Origin of the sequence: Autumnicola edwardsiae (assembly GCF_031846505.1) — a bacterium.
GTDB classification, from domain to species: Bacteria; Bacteroidota; Bacteroidia; order Flavobacteriales; family Flavobacteriaceae; genus Autumnicola; species Autumnicola edwardsiae.
In genome coordinates this window covers 1-14816 of record NZ_JAVRHP010000028.1, presented here as the reverse complement: position 1 = coordinate 14816, position 14816 = coordinate 1, and the positions used below count along the sequence as shown (strand labels likewise).

General features: G+C 40.2%; 12 protein-coding genes. 10 read left to right on the top strand and 2 right to left on the bottom strand.

Annotation, left to right across the window (positions count from 1 at the left end; all coding sequences use genetic code 11):
• Positions 1-23: 23 nt before the first annotated feature.
• From RM529_RS07225 to RM529_RS07210, 4 genes are read left to right on the top strand one after another with little or no spacing between them, the layout of a single operon-like run.
• Positions 24-1262 carry a M48 family metallopeptidase gene (locus tag RM529_RS07225; RefSeq protein ID WP_311484089.1) on the top strand — a complete coding sequence of 413 codons (1239 nt, stop codon included), beginning with the start codon at positions 24-26 and terminating at the stop codon, positions 1260-1262.
• A 38-nt stretch (positions 1263-1300) separates the two neighbouring features.
• A complete protein-coding gene (locus RM529_RS07220; RefSeq protein ID WP_311484124.1) occupies positions 1301-3511 on the top strand; it encodes a RelA/SpoT family protein in 2211 nt (736 codons plus the stop codon).
• A 29-nt stretch (positions 3512-3540) separates the two neighbouring features.
• Positions 3541-3999, top strand: coding sequence for a Fur family transcriptional regulator (locus RM529_RS07215; RefSeq protein ID WP_311484088.1), 459 nt, complete (start codon positions 3541-3543; stop codon positions 3997-3999).
• Between the two features lie 12 nt (positions 4000-4011).
• Positions 4012-5283, top strand: coding sequence for an adenylosuccinate synthase (locus RM529_RS07210; protein ID WP_311484087.1), 1272 nt, complete (start codon positions 4012-4014; stop codon positions 5281-5283).
• Positions 5284-5362: 79 nt separating this feature from the next.
• On the opposite strand, the gene RM529_RS07205 is transcribed toward RM529_RS07210, so the two are convergent.
• Positions 5363-6235 (bottom strand): ferritin-like domain-containing protein, encoded by an 873-nt coding sequence (locus tag RM529_RS07205; protein WP_311484086.1) that lies wholly within the window; start codon positions 6233-6235, stop codon positions 5363-5365.
• A 28-nt stretch (positions 6236-6263) separates the two neighbouring features.
• Positions 6264-7109: a ferritin-like domain-containing protein gene (locus tag RM529_RS07200; protein ID WP_311484085.1), complete on the bottom strand. Its 846-nt coding sequence runs from the start codon at positions 7107-7109 to the stop codon at positions 6264-6266.
• A gap of 273 nt (positions 7110-7382) precedes the next feature.
• On the opposite strand from RM529_RS07200, the gene RM529_RS07195 reads away from it, so the two are divergent.
• The 6 genes from RM529_RS07195 to RM529_RS07170 form a co-directional block, all read left to right on the top strand.
• Positions 7383-9161 (top strand): OstA-like protein, encoded by a 1779-nt coding sequence (locus RM529_RS07195; protein WP_311484084.1) that lies wholly within the window; start codon positions 7383-7385, stop codon positions 9159-9161.
• Positions 9158-10357: an aspartate aminotransferase family protein gene (locus RM529_RS07190; protein WP_311484083.1), complete on the top strand. Its 1200-nt coding sequence runs from the start codon at positions 9158-9160 to the stop codon at positions 10355-10357. Before RM529_RS07195 ends, RM529_RS07190 begins: the two co-directional genes overlap by 4 nt.
• 87 nt (positions 10358-10444) lie before the next feature.
• The gene (locus RM529_RS07185; protein WP_311484081.1) at positions 10445-11842 is read left to right on the top strand and encodes a tetratricopeptide repeat protein; all 1398 of its coding nucleotides are present in this window, start codon (positions 10445-10447) and stop codon (positions 11840-11842) included.
• Positions 11843-12155: 313 nt separating this feature from the next.
• The gene (locus tag RM529_RS07180; protein ID WP_311484080.1) at positions 12156-13094 is read left to right on the top strand and encodes a DUF368 domain-containing protein; all 939 of its coding nucleotides are present in this window, start codon (positions 12156-12158) and stop codon (positions 13092-13094) included.
• A complete protein-coding gene (locus tag RM529_RS07175; RefSeq protein ID WP_311484079.1) occupies positions 13081-14097 on the top strand; it encodes a DUF368 domain-containing protein in 1017 nt (338 codons plus the stop codon). The genes RM529_RS07180 and RM529_RS07175 overlap by 14 nt, the downstream gene beginning before the upstream one ends.
• A partial coding sequence (locus RM529_RS07170; RefSeq protein WP_311484078.1) for a shikimate dehydrogenase family protein occupies positions 14094-14816 on the top strand: 723 nt, incomplete at its 3' end. The genes RM529_RS07175 and RM529_RS07170, both read left to right, overlap by 4 nt.

The following is a 14816-nucleotide window of genomic DNA, read 5'->3' as shown; positions in this document are numbered from 1 at the left end:
TTTCATTTAAATAGAAACTCATTTTGAACTCAGAGACTTTATATTATATCATTATCGGGATCATAATTATCGATTTTATATTCGATAAAATCCTGGATGCCTTAAACGCAAAACATTTTGATGATCCCGTTCCGGAGGAACTTGAGGATGTTTATAATCCTGAAGAATATGAAAAATCCCAGCGCTATAAAAAGGAGCGCTACAAATTCGGCTTGATTACCTCAACATTTTCGGTTTTGCTTACGCTCGGTTTTATAATTTTTGGTGGTTTTGAATGGGTAGATCAAATCGCGAGAAGCATCACAGACAATCCAATATTGGTGGCACTTATTTTCTTTGGAATAATTATGTTTGGTAGTGATATTCTCACCACTCCTTTTTCGTGGTACAGCACGTTTGTGATCGAGGAGAAATATGGCTTTAACAAAACAACCAAAAAGACATTCCTACTGGACAAAATAAAAGGATGGGGAATGACTGCTGTGTTGGGTGGAGGAATCCTGTCGCTCATTATCTGGTTTTACCAGATTGCCGGAGATAATTTTTGGTGGTATGCCTGGATCCTCGTGGCGATATTTGCCATTTTTATGAACATGTTCTACGCGAAACTTATTGTTCCGCTTTTCAACAAACAGACTCCGCTACAGGAAGGTTCCCTACGCACAAAGATTGAAGAATATACCGAAAATGTTGGTTTTAAGCTCGACAATATTTTTGTGATTGACGGTTCTAAAAGAAGTACAAAAGCCAATGCTTATTTCTCCGGATTTGGGAAGGAAAAACGAATAACGCTCTACGACACATTGGTAAATGATCTTAACGATGAAGAAATTGTGGCGGTACTCGCGCACGAGGTTGGCCACTATAAAAAAAACCACATTATCGTTAATCTTACCGCCTCTATTCTTACCACCGGTTTTACATTGTGGTTATTGTCCCTTTTCGTAGGAAATCCGGAACTTTCGGCAGCATTGGGAGTTTCAGAACCAGGTTTTCATATTGGCCTTATTGCCTTCGGAATACTTTACAGCCCAATTTCAGAATTAACCGGATTTATAATGAATTATCTTTCCCGAAAATTTGAATATCAGGCAGATAATTTTGCGCAGGATACTTATGACGGTAACTACTTAATTTCAAGCTTAAAAAAACTATCCAAAAACAGCCTGAGCAATTTAACCCCACATCGCGCTTACGTAAAGGTACATTACTCGCACCCCCCACTATTGCAGCGATTAAGAAATCTAAAGGGGACTTTGTAGTTGTTTGTTTACAATCTTAATTGTACTTTTAAAACATGATGACAGAAGCCGCTATAAAAAAGGAAAATAAAGATATTGCAAGGCAGTACAAGGAACTTCTACGTATTAGTTACCAGATGCTCACAGCAGATGACAAGAAGTTGATACGATCTGCTTTTGACACTGCTGTGGATGCGCACAAAGACCAGCGTAGGAAATCTGGTGAAGCCTATATTTTTCATCCTGTCGCAGTGGCAAAAATAGTAGCTTCGGAAATTGGTTTGGATGCCACTTCCATAGCTGCGGCCCTTCTTCATGATGTAGTTGAAGATACTCCTTACACCCTAGAGCAAATTGAAGAAATGTTTGGTGAAACCGTTGCTAAAATTGTGGACGGGCTCACAAAAATTTCCAGTCTTAAAAAGGATAAGGATGTCTCGCTGCAGGCCGAAAACTTCAGAAAAATGCTGCTCACCTTGAATGACGATATTAGGGTGATCATTATTAAGATAGCCGACAGGCTGCACAATATGCAGACCATGGACGCCATGCGCGCGGATAAGCAGGTGAAAATTGCTTCAGAAACATTATATATTTATGCACCTATGGCCCATAGGATTGGGCTTTATAATATTAAGACAGAGCTTGAAGATCTCGGGTTAAAATATACAGAACCTGAAGTTTATAATGAGATCTTCACCAGGATCAAGGAGAGCAAAGAAGAGCAGGATGCATACATAAGGGAATTTTCCCGGGTTATAGAAAACTCTTTGGAGAGGGAAGATTTTGTGTATGAAATTAAAGGAAGGCCAAAATCTATCTTTTCCATTCATCGTAAAATGCTTAATCAGAATGTAAGCTTCGACGAAGTTTATGATAAGTTTGCGATAAGGATTATATACAAAAGTGAAGCTTATGACGAAAAATTCTTTGCCTGGAAGATATATTCTATAGTAACAGATCATTTCCGGCCAAATCCTACCCGCCTTAGAGACTGGATTTCTTCTCCAAAATCTACAGGTTATGAGGCGCTTCACATTACCGTGATGGGCCCAAAAGGAAGATGGGTGGAAGTGCAGATAAGGAGCCAGCGGATGAATGAAATTGCTGAAAAAGGTTATGCTGCGCATTACAAGTACAAACAGGGTGATGTCCAGGAAGAACAGGGAATTGAAGAATGGCTTAATCGTTTACAGGAAGCTCTCGAGAACCCGGAAGTTAATGCTGTTGATTTTGTAGAACAATTTAAACTCAACCTTTATTCTAAGGAAATCTTTGTGTTTACCCCGCAGGGGGATTTAAAGTCACTTCCAAAGGGAGCCACTCCGCTGGATTTTGCCTTCAGTATCCATACCGAGATAGGTACGCACACCCGCGGTGCCCGTGTGAACAATAAACTCGTCCCGCTAAGTCATGAACTAAAAAGCGGCGACCAGGTGGAGATTATAACTTCTGAAAACGCCAAACCTAATGTAAACTGGCTGGATTATGCCACTACTGCCCGGGCGAGGGCTAAAATAAAATCGTCCCTGAAGGATGAGAAAAAGGAAATTGCGGAAGAAGGAAAAGCTATACTTACCCGAAAATTAAAATCGCAAAAAATACCCTTCAACGAAAAATCAATTAACGAGCTGGTAGTTTTCTTTCATTTAAAGACAAGCCTGGATCTTTTTTACCGTGTGGGGATTGGAAAAATTGACAATCAGAAAATCAAGGAGTTTGCTTCTTCCAGGAGCAATGCGCTGGTAAGTTACATTAAGAGCAAGATCAAAAAGCCCGTTGTGGCAGAAGATCTTGATAAGGATGAAATCACTTCCAAATACGATCAGCTTGTGTTTGGAAAAGACCAGGACGAAACCCTGGATTATAAGCTCGCGAGTTGCTGCAATCCAATTCCGGGAGATAACGTTTTTGGTTTTGTAACGGTTAGCGATGGGATTAAGGTGCACAAAAAAGATTGCCCAAATGCAATCCAGCTTCAGAGTAATTATGCCTACAGGATAATCCCGGCCAAATGGATAGATAGTTCACAGCAGGATTTTAGAGCAGTCATACGGCTTACCGGAATTGATAATTTAGGCCTGGTAAGCGAAATTACCAAAGAGATTTCCAGTAACCTGAATGTGAACATGAAAAATATCAATTTTGAAAGTTCAGACGGCATTTTCAGTGGTAGGATTACCCTGGTGGTCAAGAACAATTCTATCCTTTCGACGATCATTAGCCGGCTCAAAAAAATTAACGGCATAGACAAGGTAAGCCGTGAATAATCCCATATCTTTGCTTTGGAGAAAGAATTATGAGTAAAAAAGTTGTAAATAAGAACGATCAGGCTGTCGTAAAAAACGTATTTACCAAATTTTTGGAAGATAAGGGTCATCGAAAGACTCCGGAACGTTTTGCGATACTTCAGGAAATATACAATAATGATGATCATTTTGATATTGAATCCCTTTATATCAAAATGAAGAATAAAAAGTACCGCGTTAGCCGGGCCACTTTATACAATACTATTGAATTATTGCTGGAATGCGGACTGGTAAGAAAGCACCAGTTTGGGCAGAACCAGGCGCAATACGAAAAATCTTACTTTGACCGTAACCACGATCATATTATCCTTACCGACACCGGGGAAGTTATCGAATTCTGCGATCCAAGGATACAGACTATCAAAAAAACCATAGAAGAGGTTTTTGATATCGAAATTACCAAACATTCTTTATATTTTTACGGCAACAAAAAAGAAGAAACTAATTAACCCAAATATTTCATGGCGGTAGATTTACTTCTCGGGCTCCAGTGGGGCGACGAGGGAAAAGGAAAAATTGTGGATGTTTTCACCTCCAATTACGATATTATAGCACGTTTTCAGGGAGGTCCAAACGCCGGACACACTCTCGAATTTGACGGTCAAAAGCACGTTTTACATACTATTCCTTCAGGAATTTTCCACGACAGCACCATTAACTTAGTGGGTAACGGAGTGGTAATTGACCCTGTGATTTTCAAAAAGGAACTTCAAAATCTTAGCAAACATAATATTGATTACAAGTCTAAGTTACTAATATCCAGGAAAGCGCATGTAATTTTGCCAACGCACAGGTTACTGGATGCGGCTTCTGAAGCTTCTAAAGGCAAAGCCAAAATTGGATCTACATTAAAAGGTATTGGACCAACATATATGGACAAAACCGGAAGAAACGGCATTAGAATAGGAGATCTTGAGCTGGATGGCTGGGAAGAGAAATACCGCTCTCTCGCTAATAAGCATGAAAAAATGATCGAGTTTTACAATGTAGATGTACAGTATAACCTGGCAGAGTTGGAAAAAGAGTTCTTTGATGCTGTAAAGACTTTAAAGGAACTCACTTTTATAGATAGCGAGGAGTATCTTCAAAACGCACAGGCAGATAATAAAACCATCTTGGCCGAAGGTGCGCAGGGTTCTTTACTGGATATCGATTTTGGAACCTATCCTTTTGTTACCTCATCCAACACCACTGCGGCAGGAGCCTGTACCGGTCTGGGTGTGGCACCCAAACAAATTGGAGAAGCTTTTGGAATTTTTAAAGCCTATACCACCCGGGTAGGTAGTGGCCCCTTCCCTACTGAACTTTTTGATGAAGACGGGAAAACCATGGCGCGGGTTGGTAACGAATTTGGTGCTACCACAGGTAGGCCAAGAAGGTGTGGTTGGTTGGATCTTGTGGCATTGAAATATGCCGTGCAGGTTAATGGGATCACGCAGCTTATTATGATGAAGGGTGATGTTTTAAGTGGTTTTGATACCTTAAAAGTTTGTACCGCTTATAACTACAGAGGTGAAGAAATTAAACATCTTCCTTATAATATAGAAGCAGAAAATGTTACTCCCGTATATACGGAAATGAAAGGCTGGGCGGCTGATCTTACCGGAATGACTAAAACTGAAGAGTTGCCGGACGAATTTAATGAGTACGTTAAATTTCTCGAAAAAGAACTGGAAGTGCCAATTTCTGTGGTTTCAGTTGGGCCGGACCGTAAACAAACAATTACCAGATAAAACTAACTAATAGTTATTATATACAAAAAGGCTGTTTCTCGCGAAACAGCCTTTTTCTTTGACAAATCTATTTATCTTTTTATCCTTCTGTATCTTCTTCTCCATCACCATTATCATCGGCGACAATGAACAAGTTGGCGATAGTTGTTGCAGTCTCACTATTTATTGGCTCATCAAAAGCCTGGGTTACTGCCGCAGTAACGTCACCAACGATAGGAGAATCCCCATAATCCAGAGTAGTTAAATCTACACCTCCCTGGGTCACAACATCTTCGCCATCATAGACAGCCTGGGTTGCATCCGGCATTCCTGCACCGCGTTCACTTCCGGTGATCCAACCTTTAAGACCTCTTATTCTTCTAATTTCTGAAGCGTGCCGTGCTTCTACAGAATGGATCTGTAAAGCTGGTTCAAGCCATGGCGTTCCCATTAACATTGGAGCCTGACCTTTATAAGCTCTTACTCCCGTGTCTTCAAAAGCCTGAGCAAGTGCCAGTACCTGAGCTCTCGCCGTTTCCATGTCCCCGTTCTCATTAAAAGGATCAAACATTCCACCAACAGTAAAATCAAACGAAGGTGAATCTGTGTTTACTCCAGCCTCTTCTAAAACAGCCTGTAAAAGGGCAACATGTGCATCTTCGTGTTCTGAAATTTTCATGAAAGCAATTTCTTCACGACTTCCGCCTTCCAGAACTCCCGACTCAAGTGCCATCATATAAAACTGAGCTTCAAGGTATTCTAGAGTTAAAGCTAATCTAAACGGCTCCTCATGAGCTCTTTGCTGAAAAAAAGTACTAGCACTTGCAGATTTTCCTGCAAGTCCAAAAGGAACTGCTGCAACAGCAGCTTTTTTGCCTAAAGAGCCAAAAGTACTAAACAGCTCTCGGCGTGAACTTGTTTTTTTGGTTAAGTTTTCGGATGTAAATTCATCCAACATTTTTATAATACTCATAATTTTTTTCTTTTTTAGTTGTTATCGCTTACGATCCGGTCATTGGTGACGGTAAATTATCTGCTGTAAATTCTGTAGCAATGAAACCACCGGCCTCACTAATAATTTCAGATGGATCAGCCGCTCTATCATAAGCTACACCCGTACCCTGAATATCTACAAGAATGTCATCACCTGCAAAATCCGCAGATTGTGGATTAAGTAAGGAACGAATTGCAGAAGCGTGTCTGGCCTCTACAGAAACAATTTTACCGGCAATAGTAAGGTAAGTAGCGCTCTCCAGTCTATCCCCTGCACCATTATAGGCAGCTACTCCAGTATCTTCCAGTAATCTTGCTGTTTCCAGAACAGAAGTTCTATCGTTAAAGTCAATAGAATCAGTATTAAATTCAAGATCTGGTAATACCATATCTTCATTTCCTTCTCCTACTGCAGCCGTAATTGCCGCTCTAAAAAATTCACGGTGAATCACTTCATGGTTATAAAGATCATCTATAAGTTCCTGTTCTTCTGCCGGAGCTCCTGAATAGTAATCTCCTGCTCTTACCGCAGTATAAAAAGCAGCCTCTAATTGTTCAAGAGCATAAGCATAATTAAGAATCCCTACGTCACCGCTACCCAAGTCAAAAGCAGCAGGCTCTTCAGGCTCCACGGGTTCTTCTGGTTCTTCAGGCTCCTCTGGTTCTTCAGGCTCAGGGTCGGGACCTTGTTGTTGGCCCGGGTTAAAATCATCATCTTCACTGCAGGAATACATTAAAAAGCTGGAGCCTGCAAAAGCTAATCCTCCAATTTTTATAAATCTCCTTCGAGACTTAAATTTTCCATTTTTTGGCGATTCATCAACAAAATCAACCTTTACAACTGGTCTCTTCATAATATAATTTTTAGTTCACGGTTAAACTTACTCGTAAATTAGTTATATAGAACTAAACAATTGTTAAAATTTTAATAATGCAGCTTCAGGAGACCAAGATTTAATATTTCCTTGTGCCCTATTAGGAAAATGTTAAGATTTACACATCTAAAACTGACCGGTTTTTGATAACATAGAATGTATCCCGATAGCGGATTATCCAATCAAAGACAGTTCAGAAATGTTTATACTAATTGCGCTGAATTTTCGTTATTTTCGCAGAAACTTTTTCTTTTGAAATACTTTAATTTCCTCATACTCCTTTTATTTACGTGCTGCTCTTATAGCAGCTATGCCCAGGATGCAAAAAAAATAGACTATACCAGCGACCGGCAGGTAAAAAATGAGGAAAGATATCCCGGGGCAATCATCCTTAGTAAAGTGGAAAACCAGGTGCATTTTACCCACCAGGGAATAGAAGTGTGGTGCGACAATGCTGTTTTCTACAACCAGGATAACTTTTTTAAGGCTTTTGGAAATGTGAGAATGCACCAGGGGGATACGGTGAGCATGGCCAGCAATTATGCCGAATATAACGGCACTACCCAGTTTGCTTTTGCCAGCGGAAAAGTTGTTATGCAAAGGCCCCAAACCACCCTTAAAACAGATAGCTTATTTTTTGACCGTGTAAAGCAACAGGCTTATTACCGTAGTGGGGGCAAGGTTATTGATACTGCCAGCGTCCTTACCAGTACTGTAGGCAGGTATTATATGGAACAGGATAAATATTCCTTTGTATCTGATGTTGTATTGACCAATCCGGAATATGTGATAAATTCTGAACAGCTTGATTTTTATTCAGAAACAGGACACGCCTATCTTTATGGCCCCACAACTATAGAAAGCGAAACCAGTACGGTTTACTGCGAAAGAGGATTTTATGACACCCGAGGAGATACCGGATATTTTGTAAAAAATTCGCAGATAGACTATAAGAACAGGAAAGTAGAAGGAGATAGCCTCTACTTTGACAGAAACCGGAATTTTGCATCGGCCACAAACAACATCGTGGTAACAGATACCATTAATCAAAGCGTTGTAAAAGGCCATTACGCTGAAGTTTTTCGCGAAAGAGATTCGGTTATTATCACAAAAAGACCGGTAGCCGCTACTTTGCAGGATAAAGATTCTGTATTTATCCATAGCGACACCCTCATGATCACAGGTGTACCCGAAGAAAGGGTGATCCGTGGGTTTTATGATGTAAGGATATTTAAAACAGACATGAGTGGTAAAAGCGATTCGATTTACGTAGACCAGAAAACGGGTTTAACCAAACTAATCAATAAAAGCAGTGGGCCTGTCACTTCTGTAAGTAAAAGGAGGAATCCGGTGATTTGGTCGGGTGAAAGTCAGATGACCGGGGACACCATTCACCTTAAATCAAACCCTGAAACCGAACAACTGGATTCTTTAATGGTGTTTAACAACGCATTTCTAATACAGAAAGACACTGTTGAAGGTTATAACCAGGTAAAAGGTATGGAACTGGTAGGACTTTTCCGTGAAAATGATATTTACCAGGTGGATATCAATAAAAATACCGAAACGCTGAACTATATGCGAAATGACCAACAGGAGCTTTTAGGAATTAACAGGACCGTATCGAGTTCCATAAGGATAATGTTCAATGAACAGGAAATAGATGAAATTTATTACTTTGATGATCCTGAAGGCGGTTTAATTCCCGAGGAAGAATTTCCGGTAAATGAAAGACTACTTATTGGTTTTAACTGGCGCGGCGAAGAAAGGTTAATGACAAAAGAAGATTTATTTAAAGGAAAACCTTTGCCTGAACTCGTTAGAATTCAGGGAATTCCTTTGCCGGAAGAGCAGGAAGAATTTTTCGATCAGCGGGAAGATGATGACCTTTTACTGAATGAGAACTCGCGCCTGCAGCCTGAAGATCTTCAGAATAAAGAAGAGGACCCGCCACAACAGGAGCAGGAAGAACTTCAGCCTGCAAATCTATTGAAGGATGAGTCCGTAACGGACGAAAATGAGGAAATTTGAAAGATGACTTTATAAAATACCAGGCGCAAACAACACCACATCCACTGGGCCTGGAAGTTTCGCACGCTAAAGGTTCTTATATTTTTACTACAGACGGCAAAAAACACCTGGACTTTGTGGCCGGGGTTTCGGCTTGTTCTTTGGGGCACTGCCATCCTGCCGTGGTTAATGCCATAAAGAAACAGGCAGATCAATATTTGCATGTGATGGTTTATGGAGAGTATGCCCAGGAACCGGCAGTGCAGCTTACAAAGCTTCTTGCTGCATATTTTCCCGATAATATCAAAAAAACGTACCTCACCAATTCTGGAACCGAAGCTATTGAAGGTGCTTTAAAACTTGCCAGAAGAGCTACAGGGCGCAGTGAAATTATTGCTGCCAAAGATGCCTATCACGGGAACACGATGGGATCGCTAAGCCTTATGAGCATGGAAGAACGTATGGCCCCTTTCAGGCCATTAGTAGGAGATATTTCCTTTATTCATTTTAACAATGAAGGCGATCTGGAGAAAATCACTGAAAATACGGCAGGTGTTATTCTCGAAACCATCCAGGGTGGCGCGGGTTTTATACTTCCTGAAAATGATTTTCTTAAAAAAGTAAAAAAGCGGTGCCAGAAAACCGGATCACTTTTGATTTTGGATGAAATACAGCCGGGCTTTGGCAGAACAGGCAAACTTTTTGGATTTGAAAATTTTGAGGTCGCGCCAGACATTGTGGCTTTAGGAAAAGGCATGGGTGGCGGTTTACCTATTGGTGCTTTTGCTGCTTCAGAAGAACTTATGGACCTTTTGGCAGACAATCCCAAACTTGGACATATCACTACATTTGGGGGAAATCCGTTAATTGCGGCTGCCGCTTTGGCAACTTTAAAAGAAATAACAGGAACAAATCTGATCCCTGCAAGCCTTCAGAAAGAAAAATTATTTCGGGAATTGCTTGTTCACCCGCTCATTACAGAAGTCCGCGGAAAAGGTTTAATGCTCGCAGTACTTGTGCCTACCGAAGAAATAGCTTCAGAAGTTATACTCAAGGCTAAAGACAGAGGCCTGGTTTTGTTCTGGCTCTTATTCGAAAAAAAAGCGATTCGCATTACCCCACCACTAAGCATTTCAGAAGAAGAAATAAGGGAAGGTTGTGGCATTATTATTGACACATTACAGGAAATAAATAGCCCGGCCGCTCCTGTTGATTAAATTGTTAACAACAATATCTTAAAAAATAGGAAAAGCTTACTATGATTTTTAATTTTAATACAGTAGAAATCCCGTAACACCTTGTTTATGCAATTGAGCCATAACGAAGAAAACAATTTCTCGCTTACCCGCTTTGAATCGATGCTGAAAACAAACGATGTTCTTTTCTTTGACTCGAATGAGTTTGAGAACATTATTCACCATTATTTGGAGAACGGCAAAATTGCACTGGCAAAAAAGGCTGTTAAATTAGGGCTTGCGCAACATCCCACCTCCACTAATCTTAAGCTTTTTAAAGTAGAGATCCTTGTTTTTGAGGACAAACTGGATCTTGCCGATGGATTGCTTAACGAACTGCAGGATTTGGAGGCTTCAAATGAAGAGGTGTATATCCAAAAAGCACAAATATTGTCCAAGAGGGACAGGCACGAGGCTGCTATTAATGCCCTGGAAATGGCTTTGGAAATTACTTTAGATGAAGCTGATGTGCATTCGCTTATAGGTATGGAATATCTTTTTCTTGAAGATTTTGAAAATGCCAAATACAGCTTTATGAAGTGCCTTGAAGCAGATGAAGAGGATTATTCGGCCTTATACAATGTAATGTATTGTTTTGATTTTCTGGATCAAAAAGAGGAAGCTATTGAGTACCTCAACATGTATTTAAATAAAAATCCATATTGTGAAGTGGCATGGCACCAGGTTGGGAAACAGTATTTTGATCTTAAAGATTATGAAAAAGCACTCGCTGCTTTCGATTTTGCAATAATTAGCGACGATTATTTTATTGGTGCCTATCTTGAAAAAGGAAAAGTACTGGAAAAGCTTGGGCGCTACAATGAAGCCATAGAGAATTACCGCATAACCCTGGAACTGGATGATCCAACTTCCTTTGCATACCTGAGGATTGGAAAGTGTTTTGAAAAGCTTGGCGCAGATGAACTGGCTTTGGAGAATTACAAAAAGACCGTACATGAAGATCCGCTTCTTGATAAAGGCTGGATTGCAATTACAGATTTTTACATAAAGAAACGCAATTATCAAAAGGCACTTTATTACATCAACAAGGCGATTAATATAGATGAAGAAAACGTGCTTTACTGGAAACGGTATGCGAAAATCAACAACCGTTTAAACTTTTACGAAGAAGCTGAGCAAGGTTATAAAAAGAGCCTGGAATTAGGCAATTATGAGCTGGAAACCTGGATCAAGCGATGTGATATCCTTATAGATCTTGGTGAGTTTGAAACTGCCATTCAAAACCTTATGCAGGCACTGGAATTTTATCCTGAAACTGCTGAAATTGAATACCGCCTCGCAGGGCTGTTTTTCTGCCTGAACGAAGGAGATAAAGCATACTTTCACCTGAAGAACGGTCTAAGGCTGGATGCCGAATATTATATTATTATTGAAGAATTGTTCCCAACGATCTTTAGACGCAAAAGCGTAAGGGAAATTATAAACTCCTATGTAAAAACCTCCTAACTGGTCCCTTTTTGCATAACATAAAAACCTGCTTAGATTTAGCTGCTTATCGTTTTCGTCCGCCTGTTCTTCAACTTTAAACATCTAAATTGTATACACTGTACACCATTTAATAACCACTCTATAGGTCGAACATGCACGAAAAAGAACTGGTTTAAATTTTACCAACTGACTTATCACTCATTTTCAATATTTTTCTTTTTTAAGCTAAAGCCCGAAACTTTCCAATTTAATACTGTAACTATTTACTTTAAACTTTAAACTTTCCTCCTTCAACTTTTTTATACCTTTGGCAGAATCTTAATTTAAGGATATGCAGCGGAGTATCAGAGATTATTTTACTATTACATTAAAAGGTATGGCTATGGGAGCTGCAGATGTGGTTCCGGGTGTCTCTGGCGGTACAATTGCTTTTATTTCAGGTATCTATGAAGAGCTTATAGGCACTATTGGAGGTGTAAATATTTCCCTTCTCAAAACCTGGAAAAAAGAAGGTTTTTCTGCGATGTGGAAAGAATTTAACGGATCTTTTCTTGTTGCCCTTTTACTGGGGATCCTCATTAGTATTTTCACAGTAATGCGCCTCACCAACTATCTTCTGGAAGCTCACCCCGTTCTTATCTGGTCTTTCTTTTTTGGGTTGGTACTTGCCAGCATTTGGTTTGTAGGAAAACAGATTCCGCAGTGGGATTTTAAAGTTGTCATGGCTTTACTTGTTGGTGCCTTGGTTGCCTTCTATATTGTCTCCCTTCCGCCAATGGCAGGAAGTTCAAGTACCCTCTTTTTATTCTTTGCCGGTGCCGTAGCAGTATGCGCCATGATTTTGCCGGGAATTTCCGGAGCTTTTATCCTTCTATTATTAGGTTCTTATAAAACGGTGAGTGAAGCCGCGCATAATTTTGATATCAAAACCCTCGCAATAGTGGCCGTGGGAGCTATTTTTGGATTACTTACCTTCTCCCGATTACTGAAGTGGCTTTTTAATAATTACAGTACCATTACCCTGGCTGTTCTCACCGGATTTATAGCCGGTTCCCTAAATAAAATCTGGCCATGGAAAGAAGTTCTTGAAACCGCAGTATATGGTGACAAAGAGGTAGTAATACGGGAAACATCTGTACTACCCTGGAATTTTGAAGGGGAAGCTAACACGTTTTTCGCCCTTCTCCTCATGGTAGCCGGCTTTGTGCTCATTTTAGCCCTGGAATATTTTGCCAGTCAAAAACCCCTGAGTGCTAATGCAGCAAACTAGGACCTTTACCGATAAGCTTTTTTTGGTACTCAAAGGCCTTGCCATGGGTGCTGCCAATAAAGTTCCCGGCGTTTCGGGAGGTGTGGTTGCTTTTGTTGCAGGATTTTATGAAGAATTTATTTACTCCCTTCAAAAAGTCAATTTAAAGGCTTTTAAACTACTTATAAGCGGCAGGTTCGGGAGTTTTGCGCAGTATATAAACGGGAAATTTTTGGGGCTTCTTATTTTAGGGATGCTTATAAGCTATTTTAGTGTCTCAAAAGTTCTGGATTATCTTATTGTTCATTACGAGCTCTACGTTTGGGCTGCCTTTTTTGGAATGATCATTGGCTCCATCTACTACATTAGCAAAGACTTTGAGGAATGGAGCAAAAGGAGCATTCTTTTTGTGCTTGCAGGAATTTTATTGGGCGTGGCGATTAGCTTCCTCGAACCTGCCAAACAAAATGACAACCTCTGGTTTGTGTTTTTCTGCGGAATAATAAGTGTTTCGGGAATGACGTTACCGGGACTTTCCGGTTCGTTTATCCTTATTTTACTGGGCAATTATGTGTTGTTGCTGGTAGACTCGGTAAATGCCTTGTACGACACGGTAGCCGATATTTTAAGTTGGAATTTCAGCTTTACCAACAACGGGGAGCGATTAAGATTACTTCAGGTTTTAGTGGTCTTTTCCCTGGGTTCTTTGGCCGGTCTGGTGTCGCTTTCACATTTACTGGGCTATGTTTTAAAGCATTACAAAAATGATACATTTGCAGTGATAATTGGCTTTATTACAGGTTCACTTGGAGTGGTGTGGCCTTGGAAAGAGGAGATCTTTAAAAAGGGTGACTTCGGAAATATCCTTATTGACAGCCAGGGCAACAAGGTTATAGATAACTACGACCGGTATTTTCCTGATTTTACCAATATTGAAACCTGGATTGCCATTTTTTTTATATTAGTGGGGATTTTAATCGTGCTGGCACTGGCATGGTATGAGAAAAAAGCAAAAAAAGCATGAAATTATACGGATTGCTAGGCAAAAACATAGATTATTCTTTCTCCAGGATTTATTTTTCTGAAAAATTTCAGAAGAAGCAAATAAATGCTGAATACAGAAACTTTGATATACCCGAAATTGGCCATTTTAAAGCTGTAATTCAGGAAAATGAAGCTTTAAGAGGCTTAAATGTCACCATTCCGTACAAACAGTCGGTTATGGAGTACCTGGACCGCCTGGATGAGAATGCTGAAGCTATTGGAGCGGTGAACACGATTAAAATTGAAGAAGACAGAAGCCTTACCGGCTATAATACCGATTATACAGGATTTTCGGCTGCAATAAAGCCAATGCTCAAAAATGGCAATTATCGTGCTCTTATTCTTGGCACGGGCGGCGCTTCAAAAGCAGTGGCCTTTTCCTTAAAAAAACTCGGAATAAAGTACCTCTACGTTTCCAGAAATCCGGGGACAGACCAGGTTTCTTATAAATATCTTGATGAAGAAACACTTCAGAAGAACAAAATAATCATCAACACCACGCCTTTAGGGACTTTTCCCAATACTGAAGATCATCCGGAGATTCCTTACCATTTTTTGACTCAGGATCATCTTGCTTTCGACCTGATTTACAATCCCTCTACTACAAAATTTATGGAACTGGCAGCAAAAAATGGCGCCGCCACCAGTAATGGCCTGAGAATGCTGGAATTACAGGCAGAGAAAGCCTGGGAAATATGG

Bases quoted from the DNA above. Each gene is read 5' to 3' on its own strand.
- RM529_RS07200 (WP_311484085.1), bottom strand. From the start codon at position 7,109: ATGAAGAGACCAGTTGTAAAGGTTGATTTTGTTGATGAATCGCCAAAA.
- RM529_RS07210 (WP_311484087.1), top strand. From the start codon at position 4,012: ATGGCGGTAGATTTACTTCTCGGGCTCCAGTGGGGCGACGAGGGAAAA.
- RM529_RS07220 (WP_311484124.1), top strand. From the start codon at position 1,301: ATGACAGAAGCCGCTATAAAAAAGGAAAATAAAGATATTGCAAGGCAG.
- RM529_RS07180 (WP_311484080.1), top strand. From the start codon at position 12,156: ATGCAGCGGAGTATCAGAGATTATTTTACTATTACATTAAAAGGTATG.
- RM529_RS07175 (WP_311484079.1), top strand. From the start codon at position 13,081: ATGCAGCAAACTAGGACCTTTACCGATAAGCTTTTTTTGGTACTCAAA.
- RM529_RS07185 (WP_311484081.1), top strand. From the start codon at position 10,445: ATGCAATTGAGCCATAACGAAGAAAACAATTTCTCGCTTACCCGCTTT.
- RM529_RS07215 (WP_311484088.1), top strand. From the start codon at position 3,541: ATGAGTAAAAAAGTTGTAAATAAGAACGATCAGGCTGTCGTAAAAAAC.
- RM529_RS07205 (WP_311484086.1), bottom strand. From the start codon at position 6,235: ATGAGTATTATAAAAATGTTGGATGAATTTACATCCGAAAACTTAACC.